We start from the raw sequence: 19,334 nt of genomic DNA, 5'->3' as shown, positions 1-19,334 counted from the left end.
CCGGTCTACTCGGTGATAGTATTTTGCCGCACGACCAACTCTGGCCCCTTCGACAACCGAGGCAATGGAATGAAATACGGCGCCGATCATGGCCTGGACGAGTATCAGATCGCCGAACGCGACCAACTGATCGAGGACATAAAGCAAGGGCTGCGCAATTTCGAGGAAGCCTACGGCCTTGGCTTACCGCTGGCTCGCTTCGAGCGGCTGCTGGAGCCAGGCACTCCGGGCAACGTCGTGTATGACGGTCGGCAGCCTGTTTACGATGAGGCCTGGGCCAGGAAAAAGCGGGACTATATCGTCAAGGAACTGCTCGACTACCTCGCCAGGCTCATCGTGCGAAATGTTGCCAGCATGGGTCGAAATGATGATCGCCTGATCGGTAGTTCCTATGCAGTGGCGCTCAAACTGTGCACCTCTCACCCCGTGAAGAACGAAGTCGGGTTTACGCAAGAAGAGGATGACTTCCGCCTGCGATGCAACACAGGCAAACTGGGCCTGACGTTCCAGGATATCGTCGGTCGCGTATGTGATGAGTATGAGGAAAAATACAAAACCTACCGCCTGTGGAATGACCACGCACTGAAACTGCTGGCGCAGTACCTGTTCAGGGGCGCGTGGGATAGCACTGTCTTTCAACAGGGTGCTGTGTGGGTGGAGCTGAGCAGTGAAGGCGAGCCAGTCAGCCTTGAGAAGTTTATCGAAGCTGTAGACGAAGCCCTGCTCAACTTGCCGCTGGAGCGCCTGACGGAGGCCAGCTTCCCGGACTATACCGGGATCATTTTCAGCGAGTACGTACCTGCGCAAAACATGTCGCCAGCGCAGAAGGAGGCTCTCTATCGTCAATATGTCGAAATACTGACCCAGTGAGTCGCCAGGGCGGACAAGCACGATGTACCTGTTGGTAAGCAGCCTGCACAACCGCAAGCAACAGTGAACCTTTGCGGCAGCAGGGGCTCAGTTGTGCAAAGCGCGCTTACCACTGCGTCAAGGGATTGCCATGAGACCTGCCCCGTCCGCCGCCCTTCCCCCGGTTCGCATCGAACGTGAACTGAGCCTGCGGGCGGTGCTCACCGGCGTAGCGCTGGGCATTCTGCTGACGCCCTCGAATGTGTACGCGGGCCTTCGGATCGGCTGGTCGTTCAACATGTCGATCATCGCCTTGCTGGTCGGCTTCGCGCTGTGGCAGGGCCTGGCGGGGCGCAGCAAGGGCCGGCCCGCCTGGACGTTGCACGAAAGCAACATCAACCAGACAGTGGCCTCGGCCGCCGCGTCGATCGTTTCCGGCGGGCTGGTCGCGCCGATCCCCGCCTATACCCTGCTCACCGGTCACCAGCTGGACCCGCTGCCGATGATGGCCTGGGTGTTTTCCGTGAGCTTCCTGGGCATCTGGATCGCCTGGTATCTGCGCCCCGCCTTGCTCGACGACCATGGCCTGAAGTTCCCCGAGGGTATGGCGACCTTGGAGACATTGCAGCAGATCTACCACCACGGCCACGAAGCCATGATGCGGATCAAGGTGCTGTGCAGTGCCGCGTTGCTGTCGGGGCTGGTGAAGTGGATTGACGGGTTCGTCTGGGCGATACCGCGCTGGGCACCCTCGCCTGCGCTCGAGCGCCTGACCTTCACGCTCGATCCTTCGCTGATGCTGGTCGGCTTCGGCGGCATCATCGGCATCCGCGTGGGCTTGACGCTGCTGTTCGGCGCCGCGCTGGCCTGGGGCGGGCTGGCACCGTGGCTGATCGACCACGCCCTGGTGGTGCTGGCCCCGAACGCCAGCGGCCCACAGTTCGCCGCGCTGGTGGAATGGCTATTGTGGCCGGGCGTGAGCCTGATGGTATGCGCGACCCTGACTTCATTGTCGGTTCGCCTGTTGCAAATGCCCCGGCAAAGGCCCGCCGAGCTGCAGGCAAATCGGGCAGCGCACACCCTTGGGCGGTTCTCCCTGGCACCTGCGTGCGGGCTGTTATTGGCCATTGCGCTGGTGGTGGCGCTACAAGCGTTGCTGTTCGGCATCGACTGGTGGATGGCGCTGCTGAGCATTCCCTTGGCGATATGCCTTGCGGTGGTCGCCGCGCGCGTGGTCGGCGCCACCGGCATTGCGCCGATCGGCGCCATCGGCAAGCTGTCGCAGCTCAGCTTTGGCCTGGTTGCCCCGGGCCAGGTAGCCATCAACCTGATGAGTGCCAACACTGCCGGTGGCGCGGCCGGGCAAGCTACCGACCTGATGAATGACTTCAAGGTTGGCCAGGCGATCGGCGCGACGCCACACAAGCAACTGATTGCACAGTGCCTGGGCATTCTCGTCGGCAGCGTGGCGGGCGTGCTGGTGTACCTGGTGCTGATTCCCGATCCGCACACCCTGCTGCTTACCGAGCAATGGCCAGCACCGGCCGTGGCGACCTGGAAGGCCGTGGCCCAGACCCTGATGCAGGGGCTGGGGGCGCTGTCGCCGGAGCTGCGCTGGGCGATCGTGGCCGGCAGCGCGGCAGGCGTACTGCTGGGCGCGCTGGACAGCCTGCTGCCGCAACGGGTGGCGCGCTGGCTGCCGAGTACCGGCGCGCTGGGGCTGGCGTTCATACTGCCGGCGTCGATCAGTATGATGATGGGGCTCGGCGCGGTGGTTACCTGGCTGGTCGGTTGCCGTTGGCCGAGCATTACAGAACGGTTTGCGATCACGGCCGCAGCGGGGCTGATTGCCGGGGAAAGCATCACCGGGGTGGCGGCATCGTTCTGGGAGATGGTGCGGATGCTGTAGCGCTTGGCAATGGCGCGGCCATGCCGCACCCGCGCGCCATTTACGACGTTCTGACCGATGGCCACCCGTACACGCAGCAGCGGCCGCGCCGCTCTGCTATACCTCATTGCCTGGCTCACCCCAACGAGGATGGATTCTCATGGAGCCACGTTACTCCACGCGCCCGGGCGAAGAGGACGGCGTGCCTGGCCGTTCGCCTGCCATGCAGGCGTTACACGCCTTGCTGCGACGGGTGGCGCAGAGCGACCGCCCGGTGCTGATCTTCGGCCCGACCGGGGCCGGCAAGGAAGTCATCGCCCAGCAACTGCACCGCCTGAGCGCGCCTGGCAAACCATTCATCGACCTCAACTGTGGGGCGATCCCCGAGCAATTGCTCGAATCCGAACTGTTTGGCCATGCCCGCGGCGCGTTCACCGGCGCGGTTGGCGAGCGCATGGGCCACCTGCAGATGGCCGGCGCGGGCACACTGTTCCTCGACGAGATCGGCGAACTGCCACTGGCCCTGCAGCCGAAGCTGCTGCGTGTGCTGGAAACCGGGCAGTACCGGCCGCTCGGTAGCAGCGAGAGCCGGCACTTCCGCGGCCGGGTGGTGGCGGCTACCCACCGTGACCTCAAGCGCCTGGTGGCCGAGGAACGCTTTCGCGAAGACCTGTACTACCGCTTGTCGGTATTCGAGCTCGAGCTGCCGGGGCTGAACGAGCGGCGTGAGGACATCCCGGACCTGATCGAGCACTTTTGCCGTCAGCAACGGCGACCGCTGCACTTCGATGCCGCAGCGCTGGAGCTATTGTGCCAGCGAGACTGGCCCGGCAATGTGCGCGAACTGCGCAATTCGATCGACCGCATCGGCACCCTGGCCCCGTCACCACTGGTCGATCGAGAAACCCTCGAGCAGTTGCTGGCACCGCCCTCGCCCGCCTCTGCGCTTGCCGTGGAGCTGGCCGAAGCGCTGCTCGGGCTTGAGGGGCCGGACAAACTGGCGGCGGTGGAGACACTGCTGATAGAGCATGCGCTGAACCGCTGCAATGGCAACAAGAGTGCTGCAGCGCAGCTGTTGGGGGTGAATCGCAAGGTGATCGAGCGGCGGGTCCGGTTGCGCCAGGACTTGCGCCTGACCGTGGAGCGCTACCTGGCCGAAGGCCGCAAGCTGATCGACGGGGCTGACTTTCGCGGCGCCCTGGGCCCTTTACAGAAAGGCCTGGAAGTGGCCGAGCGGGTCTACGAGGGCAAAGACCTGTGGCGTTTGCAATTTGAATTGCACCGGCTACTGGGGGTGAGCTTTCGCAGTATCGAAGGCTGGTTGAGCATCACCAGCCTGGCCAGCTATCGGGACGCCCAGGCCTTGGCCGCGCGCCAAGGCCAGGCGCAGGAGATGGCGTCTGTGTCGTTCGGGCTGTGGACCACCCTTTTGATGGGCCTGGAGCTGGCGGAAGCCCGCGCCACGGCACAACAGATGCTGCAGCAGGCACAGGTCGCCGGTGGCGAGGCACTGCGCATCGAGGCCCACCTGGCCATGGCCAACACCTTGTTCTGGCTCGGCGATTTCGAGGAAAGCCTGGCCTGCCTGACGCGCGGCAGGCTGCTGGAGGACGACCAGGCCTGCTGGCCATCGAACCAGGGGCTGGACCTGGTCGGCCTGGCCCGCACTTTCGAAGGTTTGGCCGCTTTCGAGCTGGGCCTGTTCAGCCAGGCGCGCCAGGCGCTGGCCCGCTTGCAGTCCCGCGCCGAGCAGGCAGTCGACAACCCCTTCAACCGCGCGGTCGCCCTGCAGGGCGCAGCCTGGCTCGCTGCAGTGCTGGGCGAGCGCGATGCACTCGGGCACCTGGCCCGCGAGCTGGAGCTGCTCAGTGCGCGCCACGAGTTCTCCTTCTACCGTGGCGTGGGCATGATCCTGCGCGGCTATCACCAGGGCATATCGGGTGAGTACGAAGCCGGTGAACAGGCCATTGCCGAAGGCTACCAGCAGCATGTGCTGCGTAACGGCGGCCTGTTGTTCCATGGCTTCCAGGCCTGGAAGCGCGGCGAGGTGCTGTTGCTGGGCGGGCGTGCAGAGGCCTGCCTGGACCTGGTGGATGTCGCCCTGGACCTGGCCCAGGACCATCAGGAGCGCGCCTACCTGTGCGAACTGATGCTGTTACGCGGCCGGGCACTGCTGGCCATTGGCGACGACCGCGAAGCCGAGGCAACCCTGCGCGTCGCCTTGTCCACCGCGCTGACTCTCGGCGTGGTGCCGGCGCGGCTGCACGCCGCCGTGGAATTGGCCCGGTTGCTCGAACGCAGCGAGCGTGGCGCCCAGGTGCAGTCGATCCTGGTGCGGGCGCTGCGCGGCCTCGACCCGCAACTGGACTACCCGCCCGCCAGCACCGTGCGTAGCTGGCTGGCACGTTTGTCGAGCTGACCCCTCAACCCGAAAGCAGGAGCACGATCATGGCGTTTGAGCTGGAGCACAAGGATCTGCAAGCGTTGATCAACGGTGGTTGTTTCTTTGGCAGTGGTGGTGGCGGCACCTTGGCGTCGGCCCGGCACTTGCTGGCCGCGTTCAAGGTCGGGGATTTCTACCCGCACGACCGGGTCAGGGTGGTCACGGTGGATGAGGCCCGTGCCGGCGACGCCGCGGTAGTGGCGTACATGGGTGCACCGGAAACGATCGGGGGTTGCGAGTACCCCCTCGGGCCGATTCAGGCCCTGGATTGCTTGCGCCAGCGCCTGAATGCGCAGGGCCGCGAGCTTGCCTATGTCGTGCCACCGGAAAGCGGCGCGCTGGGCTTTCTGGTTGCGTGCCTGGCCGCTGCCAAGCTGGGCCTGGCGGTGGTCGATGCGGACGGCGCCGGTCGCGCAGTGCCCTCGCTGCCGATGCTCACCTTCGCGGCTGCCGGTATACCGCCGCGGCCGGCGTTCGTGGTCAGCCAGGGCGGACTGGTGGTGGAGCTGGATGTGACGCCGCCAGCCAAGGCCCAGGGGTATGCAGAAAACGCCAATGTGATCGCAGAGCAAATGTTGCGCCCTGTGGTCGGCTCGCCGGCGTTCGGTGAATTCGGTGGCCTGGCGCTATGGTGCATGAGCCCCGACCAGCTGCCTTCCGCGCTGCCGCTGCGCGGCACCCTCAGCCGCGCCCTGGCGCTGGGCAGAGCCCTGGCTGCGGGGCAGCTGCACACTTGCCAGGCCGTGCTCGACTGGCTTGGCCAGTTCGGCCTTATGGCCCGCTGCCTGGCCCGCAATGCGCGCCTGAGCCACGCCGGCGTGACTACCCAGGGCGGCTTTGACATCGGCCGCATCGACCTCGACAGCCCGGAAGGCAGCTTGCGCCTGTGCTACGAGAACGAGTCGCTGTTGCTGTGGGACAAGCGCCAGCCGCAACCGCTGGCCATGGCCCCGGACAGCATTGCCTGGTTCTTCGAAGGCCCGGGGCCGGCACTGGCCTCCAACGGCGACCTGGTGCGCGCCGATGGCTCGCTGGACCCGAGCTATGCCGGGCGCGGTGCCTGCCTGATCGGCTGGCAGGCGGCGGCGCCATTACGCCAACCCGGTGGGTTGATCGCTTGGAGCTTCGAGCAGTTGCTGGCAGACCTGGGTTACATGGGTGCCTACCGAAGCATCGAGCAACTGCAGGAGTTACGACCGTGAGCCTGCGCATTGCGGTACTCGCGCCGGTCAACAGCAGCGACTACAACGAGGGCCTGCTGGCCTCGATTGCCCCAGTGGTGCCCCCGGATGTCGAGGTTCAGGTGTTCAATATCGACCAGGGCAGCCCGTGTATCCAGAACCGGCTGAATCTCACCGAGAACGCCCTGGCGGTGGTGCGCCTGGCGCAGCAGCTTGAGCAGCAGGGGTTCGACGGCATCTGGCTGAGCGATTTCGACATGTGCGGCGTGGAGCCTGCCCGCGAGGTGATCGATATCCCGATCATTGGCGGCTTCCCCACCTCCGCGTTCAGTGCCCTGGGGTTGTGCCAGCGGTTTTCCATCATCACCATCTTGCAGAGCACCCTGGCCCTGCAACGCGGCCATGTGGCCAATTATGGCCAGAGCATCAATTTTGCCTCGATCCGTGCCATCGACTGCCCGGTAGCCCAGTTGGGTGATGTGGAGGTGGTACTGGTCAAGGCATTGCAAGCCGGGCTGGCTGCCATCAACGAGGACGGCGCGCAGGCACTGTTGCTCGGCTGTACCGGCTTCATGGGTGTCGCCGAGCGCTTGTCCAAGCTTATCGAGCAGGACCTTGGCTGCTACGTACCGGTGCTGGACCCCAACCAGTGTGGCTTCGGCTTTCTGCTGTCGCTGGTGCGGATGAAGGTGCGGCCGAGCCGTTTGTGCTATGCCAGAGCGGCCCTTGGCTGAGGCGGCCGGATGCGTCCGCCATGGGTTCCCCAAGGTGGACGAAAACGTCCACCTGCGCCGCGGCTTTCTGGGCTAACTGCTTGAAAGGAAAGCAATCACCAGCCTGGCATGATCGATGCTCCTGTCACTGGGCCGGGCGCGTGACCCCACACGCTCGGCCCACATGACAAGGAGAGCATCATGAGCACTGACTACTATGTAGACTTCGACAACCAGACCAACGATACCTGGACCCTCGCGGTCTACCAGACCTTGCCAAGCTCGGTAGGGCTCGACAGCGTGTCGTGGAAGCAGACCACCGTGCCCACCCAGGGCTTCAGCGGGGTGGAGTGGACCATCGACTACAACGTGGTGATCGCCAATTATCGGCAGGTCGGTGGCGTTGGGGTGTACAAGGCCAGCCAGACACTGTCGACGCAGCTCGGATCGGTCTGGGACTGTGTGTTCAAGGACAACGTCCAGCAACTGGTATTGGGTAGCGGCTCGGCGCCTGGAGACAGCATCCAGATCAACAACAAGTCGAACTTGCCTGCCAACCTGGGTATCGGCATGAGCGGCCAGGGTTCGGTGTTCAAGCCGGATGTGGTCGGTGGCGGCCAGGCCCAGTTCAAGGTGACGCCCACGTATTACCTGGGGCTGTTCCAGAAGGTACAGCTGGGTGAAGTCATCAGCAGCAACGTCGTAGTCGGCCCAATGCAGATCCAGTTCCCCAGTGGCATGAACTGCGCAACCGCTACTGCGCGCATGGATGGCGCCAATATCAAGCTGACGCTCACCTACACCCAGGTGACCAAGGTGTCCTACGAGGCTACCCAACGGTTGATCGCTGCCCGCCAGGAACGCCTTGGCAGGGTTCTCGAACACGCCTGAGCCTGCGGCCGGCGCGCTGCAACGCGCCGGCCTGGTTGTCGCCGGATTCGGCAAGGAGCTGAAAATGAACAAACCCATCGACATCGCCACCATCGACGCCGGCCCGCTGGCGTTTCTCGCCGAGCCCAATGTGACTGGCGCCCAGTTGTTGAACTTCGTCCATACCGTGGATCGACAAATCGAAAGCGTCACCAAGGGCCTGGTCGAACAGTTGAAGAAGGGCAACATCAACGCCCGCGTGGAGCAGCAGGGGCGTGACTACCTGATCATCCAGGAGGGCCTGCGCCCGGCGTCGCAGCTGCAGCACCGCAGCGAGGAGACCGATCCCGCACCACAACCCTCTCGCATCCGCATCTTCGTCCGCAGCAGCGACGCACCGCCCACCATCAATGCGATGCGGCTGTTCTTCCGTGACTGGCGCGCAGTAGCGGGCCTGATCGCGGTAGGCGGCGCCTGGTATGCAGGCCAGTGGGTGATGCACGTGCGCCGACAGGACCAGTAGAAGCACCTTGAACGCGAGGGGCTACCGCCGGGCAGCCCCATCGCGCGCTCACGCTTGACCCACACCCTCCCCCCGCCACATGCTCGGTCGCTCCACCCACGCTCAAGGAACGATTGCATGAAGCTGGAAACCCTCGCCATCCACGCAGGCTTCAGCCACGACCCGACCACCCGGGCAGTGGCCGTACCGATCTACCAGACCACCTCCTTCGCCTTCGACGACACCCAGCACGGCGCCGACCTGTTCGACCTGAAGGTGGCCGGCAACATCTACTCGCGCATCATGAACCCCACCAACGACGTGCTTGAGCAGCGCATGGCCGCCCTGGAAGGCGGGGTCGGCGCGCTGGCGGTGGCCTCGGGCATGGCGGCCATCACCTATGCCATCCAGACCGTCGCCGAGGCCGGCGACAACATTGTCTCGGTGGCCAAGCTGTACGGCGGCACCTACAACCTGCTGGCCCACACCCTGCCGCGCATGGGCATCCACACCCGCTTCGCCGCCCATGACGACATCGCCGCCCTGGAAGCATTGATCGATTCACGCACCAAGGCGGTGTTTTGCGAGTCCATCGGCAACCCTGCCGGTAATATCGTCGACATCGCCGCGCTCGCCGAGGCCGCCCACCGCCATGGGGTGCCGCTGATCGTCGACAACACCGTGGCTACCCCGGTGCTGTGCCGGCCGTTCGAGCATGGTGCCGATATCGTCGTGCATTCGCTGACCAAATATATCGGCGGCCACGGCACCAGCATCGGCGGCATCGTCATCGACTCCGGCAAGTTCCCGTGGGCCGACAACAAGGAACGCTTCGCCCTGCTCAACACCCCCGACCCGTCCTACCATGGCGTCACCTACACCGAAGCCTTCGGCCCCGCCGCCTTCATCGGCCGCTGCCGCGTGGTGCCGTTGCGCAACACCGGTGCCGCGCTGTCGCCGTTCAACGCCTTCCTGATCCTGCAAGGCCTGGAAACCTTGGCCCTGCGCATGGAGCGCCACACCGAGAACGCGCTTAAGGTAGCCCGTTACCTGCAAGCCCACGAGCAGGTGGCGTGGGTGAAATATGCAGGGCTGCCTGACCACCCCGAGCATGCACTGGCCCAGCGCTACACTGGCGGCAAGCCGGCGTCGATCCTGTCGTTCGGCATCAAGGGTGGCCAGGCGGCTGGTGCGCGCTTCATCGATGCGTTGCAGCTGGTGGTGCGCCTGGTGAACATTGGCGACGCCAAGTCGCTGGCCTGCCACCCCGCCTCCACCACCCACCGCCAGCTCAACGACGAGGAACTGGAAAAGGCCGGCGTGCCACGGGACATGGTGCGCCTGTCGATCGGCATCGAGCACAGCGACGACATCATTGCCGACCTGGCCCAGGCGCTGGAGGCCAGCCGCGGTTGATTCATCTGCGCCCCACCCAATGCCTACGGCGGGCGCACCTTTCGCACACCTGGATAGCGCTGCGATGACCCTGTTCTACCTCAAGCTGATCGTTACCCCTCTCCTGATGTGGGCCATCTCCCTCGCCTCGCGTCGCTGGGGTGGCCTGCTCGGCGGGTTGCTGTCCGGCCTGCCGATCACCTCGGCACTGGTAATGACATTCCTGTGCCTGGAACAGGGCACGGCCTTTGCCCTGGGGGCGGTGCCCGGCGCGCTGGGTGGCCTGGCGGCGGTGCAGGCTACGTACACCTTCTACCTGTTCGCCACACGCAGGCTCGGCATCGGCCCGGCCGTATTGCTGGCGATGCTGTTCTATGGTGTAGCGGCCTATGCGTTTACCCATGGGGGCAACCAGTACCTGTCGATTGCCCTGGCGCTGGTGCTGATCGGCGTGCTGATACGCGCCAGCGGCCGCGAGCCCAGGCCGGATGCCCTGGCCCGGCCACGACAGCGGTTTTGGGAGATCCCTCTGCGCATGGTGTCTGCCACTTCGTTGCTGATGGTCATCACAAGCCTGGCCAACTGGCTGGGCCCCGCGGCCAGCGGGATGCTGGCGCCGATCCCGGTGATTGCCTGGCCGCTGGTGGTGTTCGCCCATGTGCAGAATGGCCGTGCAGGGATGGCGGCGATGGTGCGGGGCAATGCGATCGGGGCGGTGGGGGTGATCGCGTTTTATCTGGTATTGGCAGGGCTGCTCGATGCCTGGGGTGTCGCAATTGCCATCAGCCTGGCCATGCTTTGTGCCGTGATCCTGACCGTGGGGCTGGCGGCTGCGTTGCGACGGGGGTGATACGCCGGCGCATGCTAGCGCTGTGTCCATTGGGGCTGCTGCGCAGCCCATCGCAGGCAAGCCAGCTCCTACAGGATCACTACAGCCATCAAGGCAGCCACAGGATCACCACAACCTTCAAGGCAGCCACCGTACCTTTGGGAGCGGGTTCACCCGCGAACACCGGCGCAGCCGGTGCCAGCCACCGCGTTGGATGCTTCGCGGGTAAACCCGCTCCCACAGGGCTATGCCCTATCAATGGTCATTACCTGCGCTGATCCAGGTCTACCGCAGGCTGCTCCACGCTTTGCCTGCCGTCATCAGCCAAGCTGTCTTCCTCCTGCCAACCACCACCCTCCTCTTCGTTCATGAGCGGGTCGTCGTCAGGGTCGGGTATGGTCGGGCGGTCAGGGTCAACGGCCGGGTCGGGTGAAGTGGGCATGTCCGGGTTCGTGCCGCCTTGTGCATTGGGGTCGGGGCTCATCGCTGCATACCTCGCAAGAAAGGTGTGAACCGCATTCGTTCCAGACAAATCCCGTCAGCGAGGCTGCGGGTGCTCGGCAGAAACCGAATTGTTGGCCTGCACGTCCTCCATCTCTTCCTCGATCGGGCCTTCGTCATCCGAAGGTAGTGGGACCTCTCCGTTACCGCTGCCGGGCTGGGATTCGGTTTGCTCGAGGCCGGGGTCTTTCTGATCGTTTGCCATGGAAGTTCTCCTGGGTTTGCGCGTTGGTCGCGCATACAGATCGGACGGAAAACAGCATCAGCAGTGCCTTGGGTTCGACAGGTGGCACAAAAGGCCGGGGTACTGATCATGGCCACATACTGAGCACACCCGTTATTCAGAGACGTTTCCTACAAGCTTTTAGGAAGCCCAATGCCTCTCTGGAAAGCGATTCCCCGTTAGTGTTCAGAGGCCGTCAAGGACCTGTCCAACACAAGGATCGCTCATGACCATCAGCCAACGTATTGCCATTGCAGTCGCCGAAGCCGCGCTGCCGCACGACCAGTGCATGTCCTGCGAGCGCCAGGGCCTGCCGATCCTGCCGCTGCGTCGCGCCCTGGTGCCGGATACCCGCCCCGAGTGTGTCTCCACCGTCGCGGATAACCGGCATATCTCGACGAAGATAGGTGTGCGCACCTTGCGCATGGGCTACCTGTATGTGCTGCTCGACCAGCAGGTCTGGCATGCCTATGCCGTCAGCGAGCAGGGTCACCTGCGCCGCTTCAACCCTTACGAGCCGCCAGACGGCCCGCCATCGCCGCTGCCCGAAAAATGCGTGAACGCAGACCACGACATTCCTTCGGCCTTTCTCAACATCGATACCAGCAGGTACACCAGCGCCTGGCTGGCCTTCTCCAGCGATCCTTGGCCGGTGAGCGTGCTGAACGCCTACAAGAGCGGCGCATCGCCTGCGCATCGCTTCGAGGGCCTGGACCTGATCCAGGCGCGCAGCAATCCCGAGCTGCTGGGCATTGCCATGACGCCCGATAAGCTTGGGGTCGACCAGCAGGTATTCGAGTACGCCCAGCATGGCTGCGCCCCCTTCGACAGTGCGCATGGTTTCCACAGCCGCTGGCTGCGCCGGTTCGCCCTGCGCGGCTATCTGGTCAATGCGATCAACCGGCACCAGCTGGAAAACGGCGTGCTGGCAGTGGTGCTCGACGACACCGTCGGGCTGATTCAGGAGTACAACCATCAGCGGCTGAACTGGGTGGTGAAACGCCAGGTGTGGCGGGAAGACCCCATGCGCGCCTATCAGCTGCAGACCTCGCAGATCCTGCAGATCATTCGTGTCACGCACAGGGAGTGGGCGGCGCAGGAGGTGCCGTCGCTGGAGCCGATGACGGGCGATGGGCCGCCAGCGTTCGTCGAGCCGACAGTCGAGCGGCAGCGGTTGGTCGAGCGTGCGCAGCAGGAGAGTGACGAGCGGCTTGAACAACGCTACCACGAGCCGCAGCGGGCCGCGTTCCAGGCTGAATACGACCAGCAGGAGCGCGAGTTTCAGCGCTACATCGACAAGGACGCAAAGGCGTACGCTGCCTTGTTCGATACGCCCATGTTCAAGCTGGCCGAGGCGTACGACTACGACGGTAACGATCGTGAGTCCGGGGTGGCCTACGCCAAGACCATGGCCCTGTGCCTGGGTGGTGGCGTTACCGAAGCTGTCGTCCCCCGCCTTGAACCGCATGTTCCCGCTTCCGGCACCAGCGAACTGCTCTGGTTGAAATGGCTGCAGGACCCGGACAGCCCGCCCTACCGCGCGTTGTTGATGCGGGATCGCTCTCTGCTGGCCGGCCTGCTACCCAGTTTTTCCGCCGCAGAGGCGATCAACTGGAACGACAGCGACAAGCTCTACGGCATGCTGAGCAAGATTATCGCCAGCGATGACGCCGGCCTGCGCATGCGCAATACCCTCAAGCAGGCCATTGCTGAAACGCAGGGTGCGCTCAATGCAGCCAGTCAGCGGCTGGCGCCCTGTCTGTCGCCTGGCATTCAGAAGGCCGTGCGGCATCTGAACAGCGTCACGCAGTTTCTCTACAACGGCGTGCACCTGATCGAACTGGAAGTGAAGATGAAGCTGGGCGAGTACTACGCCTTGCAGAGTGCGCACCTTCGGGAGTTGCAGCACAAGGCCAATGCGTCGATCGCCGAGGCGCGGGACCGGATGCGCCGCAATATCGATGACTTCGAGTTTGGCTCGATGAAGGCCATGCGCAAGGTGCGGCCGATCATCCAGCACGGGCTGATGAGCCTGGCCGTGCTCGATCCACGGCTGAACAACACCATGATCAGTGTGACGGTGTGGGTCGAGGGCAAGGCTGAGGAGGTGCATGGGCGGTTGTTCCAGGAAGCCAACATGGGCGTAACGCAGGCGAGCAGTGCGGCGCAGCTTGCCTTGGTGGATATCTCGGTGGCAGCGGGGACGTTGGAAGCCGATGCGCGGAAGTTGTTGCAGGGGATGAAGATCACGTCGCAGCAGGCGGCCCGATTGGTAAAAACCGGTTTTTCCGGGTTGCGCGGGATTGCTGGCAGCTGGGAGGTTCTGCTGGCGATAGGCGGGTTGTATTTGCAGCAGGACAGCCTGGGCAGGAATCAGGAAAAGGCGGAAACGGAGATTGGGCCGAAGGCGTATGAGGCCAAGTTGGCGTTGCAAGGATCGTACTTGGGAGTGTTGGGAGGACATATCGAACTGGTGGGGCTCATATTGCGGGCTGGTGCCTATAAGGGTATGCGATGGGCCAAAGGTGCTACTGCCACAGGCGAGACCTTGATAAAGATCGGTGCTGTAGTAGGCGCTGTCGTCGGGTTTGTTGAAGCAGCGCAGGCGGTTTCTGCTGCTAAACGTGCATCGGCAGCAGGAGATGGTGCAGCAGCGATACGATACTGGTTGGCTGCAGGTTTTTACGGGGGCAGCGCCATTGCCGTCGCTGGAACAGCATTAAGTTCCACTGTATGGGGACCCGTAGGGCTCGCTGTAGTGCTGGCGTTGACTGCCTATACGCTTAGCAAAAGCGCTGAAGAGAATGAGTCATCCGCTCTGGAACGGTGGGCCCGACGGTGCTGTTTTGGAAAGGCAGATGAGACGCCAGTCATTCACTGGAGAAGCCCGGAATACGCAGACATTGCATTTGCGGAGCTCAACGCCGCCACGCTAGGTGTACAGGCAGAATTCCACTTCGAATCGAATCTGGTAAGCGACCCGGCCACTCCAAGGATCGGAGGGTTGACCGGTCTTGAACGGAAACAAAAAATAAAATTCAAGATGGTGCTACCTCAGTATGAAGACGGAATGTCGGCATATCGGTGGTGCCTGACAGTCCATCGTCGAGGTGATGGCCAGTTCCCGGACTACACGGGAGGAGAGACGCTGGTTGTGGATGAGTTTCATGCCCGTCGCTCAACTGGCTTTTCCAAGTCGGCCAGCTTCCCTGGCTTTTCTCCGCCTAGGCTACCCGACTATAAAAGCGACTTTAATATTGATAAAAAGTACTCTTCTTTTTCGGAGGGTAAAGACCGGTCCCAATTGGCTATCTCAGGCCTTATAGAGCTCATGCCGACAATTGGAGCGCACTCCATTGTCGCAGCAACATTGCTGGTAATGTACTGGCCGGACCGAGAAATTGAAAGTGCGTATATTGAGGTATGTAACCGGAGGGCAAATGACGACGCATGAGCCAAGAGTGCTAATGAGACGTGCGCCAGCCTGGCGCTACGATCTACCGAGCGCCCACGAAGCACCCACATCTCTCTTGAATTTGAACGATATTAATCCGCCACCAAACCATGCTGATGATGTATACATGGAGTTGCCTCGATCTACAGTCCGTCTACGAGGTGTATTGGCCTTGCTTGGCATTCCGACGCTGCTGTTCTTGTTTTTTGTAGCTGTACAAGTGTATTGGGGTCTCATTGATTACAGTCAGGCCTTCGATTGGATTATGAAGCTAATCTTGATACTCGGGCCTCTAATCTGCATATGGGTCGTCTTTTCATTTGTCCGGCTAGACTTGGCACTTCCACGAGACGAACCAATACGTTTTAATCGCTTGCGTCGAAAGATCTATGTTTATCAATTCAGATGCAACTACCTCTTCCTGTTCAGCCGCAAACACTGGGGCGTCAAACCTGTCGCCTACAATTGGGACGACGTAACCGCCGAAGTCTACCGAGTCTACGCCCCCGGCTACGGTGGGCTGATCGAAAGCGTCATGCTGTCGGTTCGCAACCCGAACACCGACGAAGTCATCGACCGCGTGTTATTCACCCACGACCTCTACCACGGCGAAGCCTACTGGGCTATCGCCCGGCTGTTCATGCAGCAAGGCCCCGAAGCCCTGCCGAAGTTCGTACACCCACCCCGTGACTGGAACGATGACGATGGCCTGAGCCACATGCATTGCCTGGCACCCAAGGTTCATTGGCCGGAGGACATTGACCGTGAGTCCCGTACTGCCCCATCTGACTGAGAGGGCCGATGCCCCCGGGGCCGAGAAGGTAAGGATCACCACAGCCTTCAAGGCCGCTGCTGTACCTGTGGGAGCGGGTTTACCCGCGAACACCGGCGTAGCCGGTGCCAGCCACCGCGTTTGATTCTTCGCGAGCACGCCCGCTCCCACAGTTTGGTTCAATGCCTCAAGCGTTGGCCGACACTGGACGTAGCGCACGCACACCCCACAACCAGTAACCCAGGGATAGCAGCACCAACCAGCCAACCCCGACATACATGGCTGTGCGGCTGGCCGGGAACCAACCGAGCACACCAAAAATGAACACCATGAAAGCAATCGCGCAAGCCGGCCCTACCGGCCACAGTGGCACCCGATAATCCAGTGCTGCCACCTCCTCCTTGCTCATGCCGCGCCGCATGGCCACTTGAGAAAGCAGGATCATCAACCACACCCAGACAATGGAGAACGTGACCACCGCCGCAAGAACCAGGAACAAGTCTTCCGGCACCAGGTAGTTCAATACCACGCCAAGAAGCAGCGCGACGCCCATCACTGCAACCGTCATCCACGGCACACCGAAACGCGACAACGATGCAAAACCGGCTGGCGCCTGGCCGTCCTGAGCCATGCCGTACATCATCCGCCCAGCACTGAAGATATCGCTGTTGATCGCCGAAACGGCAGCTGAAATCACCACGATGTTCAACACGGTGGCCGCTGAACTGATGCCAAGACCACTGAAGATCTGCACGAACGGGCTACCGTGGCTGCCAATGCTGGTCCAAGGGTAAATGGCCATGAGTACGAACAAGGTAAGGATGTAGAACAGCAGGATGCGCAGAGGCACCGAGTTGATTGCCTTCGGCAGCACGCGCTTCGGGTCCCTTGCCTCGCCGGCGGTGATGCCGATCATTTCAACCCCGCCAAAGGCGAACATCACCACAGTGAAGGAAGCGATCATCCCACTGACGCCATTAGGGAAGAACCCGCCGTGGCTCCACAGATTCGAGACTCCTGCAACCGTGCCTGCATCGTCATTCAACTGGATACCCAGCAGCAGCACAGCCGCGCCTGCCACAATCATGGCAATGATCGCGGTCACCTTCAGCAACGACAGCCAGAACTCCATCTCCCCGAACACTTTCACGCTACACAGGTTCAGCGCGCCGATAAAGAACACTATCCCGAGCACCCAGATCCAGGCCGGTGTTTCAGGGAACCACAGCCCCATGTAAACGCCAAAGGCCGTCACATCTGCCAGGCAAACCACCAGCATCGAGAACGCGTAACTCCAACCTGTCAGAAAGCCAAAGTAGCGCCCCAGATACTGGCTGGCATAGTGCCCGAACGAGCCTGACACCGGGTTATGAACCGCCATTTCGCCAAGGGCGCGCATCATCATGTAAATGGCTGCGCCACCTATCAGATAGGCCAGCAACACTGAAGGCCCTGCCAGCTTTATTGCCGATGCCGAGCCATAGAACAGCCCCGTACCGATAGCAGAACCTAACGCCATGAAACGAATATGCCGGGTAGAGAGACCCCGCTTCAACTGGTGTGAAGATTGAGCGCTCATAGATACCTTCTTGGTTTTATTATCAGGTCCGCACCACGCTAATGCCGTGCGGTTTTATCAGGCACGCAGTATTCCAATCATCAAGCCCTGGGCCACAGCAGCGGAAACAGTTCGTGGTTCATTTGGGCACCGCTGGCGAGTTGCGTTTCGAGGCCGGGAAACTGTGGCGAGGTTTTCCACTGGCGCGGTGCGTGAGTAATGTCGTCGCCCAGGAAACGTACCGAGAAGGCACGACGCCGACGATTGCCGCCGACACCGCCAGAGGCGTGCAAGGTGAGCATGTGGAAGAACACGGCGTCGCCCGGGGCTAGCTCCCAGCCGAGGATGTTCCAGGCACTGCGATCGGCCTCGATATCCGGCAAGTCCGCAAGGCTGCCTTCCGGGAACCATTGCGCCTGGCTGTCGAGGAAGCTGCGTGGCATCAGCCACGGCCCAAGGTGCGAGCCCCCTACGAATTCGAGGGTGGATTCTCTGGAGACCGGGTCGACCGGCATCCACATGCTGCAGTTCTGGCGCCCGTCGATGTTGTAATACGGCTGGTCCTGATGCCAGGGCGTTCGCTGGCGCGTGTTCGGCTCCTTGACCAGCAGGTGGTCGTGATAAAGCCGGGCCGTCTCGCTGTTCATGAGTTGCGCTGCAACACTACCGACCCTGCTTTCGAAGATGAACTGGCGATAGGCTGAAATATCGCCCCAGTTGCAGAAGTCTTCGAAGAACCAACCTGGGTCGTTAGGGCGGCTCGCCACTTTGGCGCGTTCACTTGGGGCTTTCAGGTTCTGTTCGATGCCGGTTTCCAGCAATGCAACTTCTTGCGGCGTGAACAAATTACGGACGCAGACGGCACCATCACGCTGAAAAGCCTCGATGGTTTCGTCACTGAGTTGAAATTCGGCGGACTGTTTCATGGAGCACCCTTGGTCTTTTTATTGGGCAACAGCACCACTGCCAGTTTTCAAGCGGAATAAGCAAGGTGCACGGCGAGTATTGCTTTTAAGCCCCAATAGGAAAAGAATATATTTCCTAATCCTGAGTATAGGAAAAGATGATAGGGTTCTCATTCAGGCAGCTCGAGTACTTCGTCGCCGTGGCCGAACACGGCAGCATCAGCGCTGCGGCGAGAGCCCGGCACGTTTCACAGCCATCGGTTTCGGTTGCGATCGCCCAGCTTGAGGAGGCGCTGAACGAGCGGCTGTTCCGGCGCCAGGTCAGCCGCGGGCTGGAGCTGACGTCGGCGGGCACGCGTTTACTGGCCCAGGCACGCGATATCATCGGCATGGCCATTGCCATGAACCAAAATGCGGATACCACGCGCGGCTCGCTTCGCGGCAACCTGTCGCTCATCTGCTTTCAAGACCTGGGCCCCTATTACGCGCCGCGGCTGCTATCGAGTTTTCGCAAGCAGTATCCCGATGTCGAGGTAACGCTTTTCGAGACTGACCTGGCGGGCGTACACCGCCACCTGAGCGCCGGTAAAGCCGAGCTCGCGCTGACCTATGACATAGGCCTTGATCCTTCGCTGCCGCGCCAGGTACTGGCTGAGTTGAAGCCCTACGCACTCATCGCCACCGACCATCGCCTGGCCCAGCTGGCAGCGATACCGCTGCATGAGCTGGCGCAAGAGTGTTTGATTCTTGAGGACATCGCACAAACGCGTGAGTATTTTCTGTCACTGTTTTGGGCGCATAACCTGCAACCGCGCACCCAGCAATTTACCCAGACCTTCGAGATGCAACGGGGGCTCGTCGCGCATGGCTACGGGGTTGCCCTGTCATGTACCCGGCCCGCAGGGGACCATTGCTATGACGGTACAGCGCTGTTATGCAGGCCATTACTGGAAGAGGTATCACCGCAAAAAGTGGTGCTGGCCCAATCAGGCGCGATGCACCCATCGCCGGTGGCGGAGGCGTTCAAGGGCTGGGTTGCTCGGGAGATGGCGGCTGGGGGCGCCTGATTCCTGTACTCAAGAAGGCCAACCTGTGGGACCGGGCATGATCGTGGAACACCGGCTTGGCCGGTGCCAGCCACCGCGCTGGATTCTTCGCGGGTAAACCCGCTCCCACAGGATCACCACAGCCTTCAACGCAACCGCAGTACCTGTGGGAGCGGGCATGCCCGCGAACACCGGCACAGCCGGT

16 protein-coding genes are annotated in these 19,334 nt (G+C 62.3%); 12 read left to right on the top strand and 4 right to left on the bottom strand.

Features of this window, described 5'->3' with window-relative positions; genetic code table 11:
- Nucleotides 1-69 precede the first annotated feature (69 nt).
- From R9B85_RS22410 to R9B85_RS22370, 9 genes are all read left to right on the top strand, one after another.
- Nucleotides 70-870 (top strand): hypothetical protein, encoded by an 801-nt coding sequence (locus R9B85_RS22410; protein ID WP_423770583.1) that lies wholly within the window; start codon nucleotides 70-72, stop codon nucleotides 868-870.
- 130 nt (nucleotides 871-1,000) lie between these two features.
- Entirely contained in the window at nucleotides 1,001-2,758 is a 1,758-nt protein-coding gene (locus R9B85_RS22405) for an OPT family oligopeptide transporter (protein WP_112252273.1), read from the top strand.
- A gap of 139 nt (nucleotides 2,759-2,897) precedes the next feature.
- Complete coding sequence (locus R9B85_RS22400) at nucleotides 2,898-5,156, top strand: sigma 54-interacting transcriptional regulator (RefSeq protein ID WP_423770582.1); 2,259 nt, start codon at nucleotides 2,898-2,900, stop codon at nucleotides 5,154-5,156.
- A 29-nt stretch (nucleotides 5,157-5,185) separates the two neighbouring features.
- A complete protein-coding gene (locus R9B85_RS22395; protein ID WP_423770581.1) occupies nucleotides 5,186-6,382 on the top strand; it encodes a DUF917 family protein in 1,197 nt (398 codons plus the stop codon).
- The gene (locus tag R9B85_RS22390; protein ID WP_207879489.1) at nucleotides 6,379-7,095 is read left to right on the top strand and encodes an aspartate/glutamate racemase family protein; all 717 of its coding nucleotides are present in this window, start codon (nucleotides 6,379-6,381) and stop codon (nucleotides 7,093-7,095) included. Before R9B85_RS22395 ends, R9B85_RS22390 begins: the two co-directional genes overlap by 4 nt.
- 180 nt (nucleotides 7,096-7,275) lie before the next feature.
- Nucleotides 7,276-7,965: a hypothetical protein gene (locus R9B85_RS22385; protein WP_112252277.1), complete on the top strand. Its 690-nt coding sequence runs from the start codon at nucleotides 7,276-7,278 to the stop codon at nucleotides 7,963-7,965.
- Between the two features lie 64 nt (nucleotides 7,966-8,029).
- Nucleotides 8,030-8,467, top strand: a complete 438-nt coding sequence (locus tag R9B85_RS22380) for a hypothetical protein (RefSeq protein WP_112252285.1) — start codon at nucleotides 8,030-8,032, stop codon at nucleotides 8,465-8,467.
- Nucleotides 8,468-8,584: 117 nt separating this feature from the next.
- Nucleotides 8,585-9,862, top strand: a complete 1,278-nt coding sequence (locus R9B85_RS22375) for a bifunctional O-acetylhomoserine aminocarboxypropyltransferase/cysteine synthase (RefSeq protein ID WP_112252278.1) — start codon at nucleotides 8,585-8,587, stop codon at nucleotides 9,860-9,862.
- A 64-nt stretch (nucleotides 9,863-9,926) separates the two neighbouring features.
- On the top strand, nucleotides 9,927-10,691 hold the full coding sequence (locus tag R9B85_RS22370; protein WP_423770580.1) for a hypothetical protein: 765 nt from the start codon (nucleotides 9,927-9,929) through the stop codon (nucleotides 10,689-10,691).
- A 244-nt stretch (nucleotides 10,692-10,935) separates the two neighbouring features.
- Here the strand turns inward: R9B85_RS22370 and R9B85_RS22365 are convergent, their stop codons facing one another.
- Nucleotides 10,936-11,112 carry a hypothetical protein gene (locus R9B85_RS22365; RefSeq protein WP_181457340.1) on the bottom strand — a complete coding sequence of 59 codons (177 nt, stop codon included), beginning with the start codon at nucleotides 11,110-11,112 and terminating at the stop codon, nucleotides 10,936-10,938.
- A 96-nt stretch (nucleotides 11,113-11,208) separates the two neighbouring features.
- Nucleotides 11,209-11,376, bottom strand: coding sequence for a hypothetical protein (locus R9B85_RS22360; RefSeq protein ID WP_207879485.1), 168 nt, complete (start codon nucleotides 11,374-11,376; stop codon nucleotides 11,209-11,211).
- A gap of 244 nt (nucleotides 11,377-11,620) precedes the next feature.
- Between R9B85_RS22360 and R9B85_RS22355 the strand changes: the two genes are divergently transcribed.
- Both R9B85_RS22355 and R9B85_RS22350 read left to right on the top strand, forming a co-directional pair.
- Nucleotides 11,621-14,848: a T6SS effector BTH_I2691 family protein gene (locus tag R9B85_RS22355; RefSeq protein WP_423770579.1), complete on the top strand. Its 3,228-nt coding sequence runs from the start codon at nucleotides 11,621-11,623 to the stop codon at nucleotides 14,846-14,848.
- Nucleotides 14,835-15,641 carry a DUF6708 domain-containing protein gene (locus R9B85_RS22350; protein ID WP_318270219.1) on the top strand — a complete coding sequence of 269 codons (807 nt, stop codon included), beginning with the start codon at nucleotides 14,835-14,837 and terminating at the stop codon, nucleotides 15,639-15,641. The genes R9B85_RS22355 and R9B85_RS22350 overlap by 14 nt, the downstream gene beginning before the upstream one ends.
- Before the next feature lie 166 nt (nucleotides 15,642-15,807).
- On the opposite strand, the gene R9B85_RS22345 is transcribed toward R9B85_RS22350, so the two are convergent.
- Nucleotides 15,808-17,199, bottom strand: a complete 1,392-nt coding sequence (locus tag R9B85_RS22345; protein WP_207880079.1) for an amino acid permease — start codon at nucleotides 17,197-17,199, stop codon at nucleotides 15,808-15,810.
- Nucleotides 17,200-17,279: 80 nt separating this feature from the next.
- On the bottom strand, nucleotides 17,280-18,104 hold the full coding sequence (locus R9B85_RS22340) for a phytanoyl-CoA dioxygenase family protein (protein ID WP_423770578.1): 825 nt from the start codon (nucleotides 18,102-18,104) through the stop codon (nucleotides 17,280-17,282).
- Between the two features lie 137 nt (nucleotides 18,105-18,241).
- Here R9B85_RS22340 and R9B85_RS22335 point away from each other — a divergent pair, with 137 nt between their 5' ends.
- A complete protein-coding gene (locus R9B85_RS22335) occupies nucleotides 18,242-19,150 on the top strand; it encodes a LysR family transcriptional regulator (protein WP_207880085.1) in 909 nt (302 codons plus the stop codon).
- Nucleotides 19,151-19,334: the final 184 nt, after the last annotated feature.

The organism is Pseudomonas sp. NLJ1, assembly GCF_049486705.1.
GTDB classification, from domain to species: Bacteria; Pseudomonadota; Gammaproteobacteria; order Pseudomonadales; family Pseudomonadaceae; genus Aquipseudomonas; species Aquipseudomonas inefficax.
The sequence above is the reverse complement of the archived record's forward strand: the minus strand, read 5'-3'. Positions and strand labels throughout refer to the sequence as shown.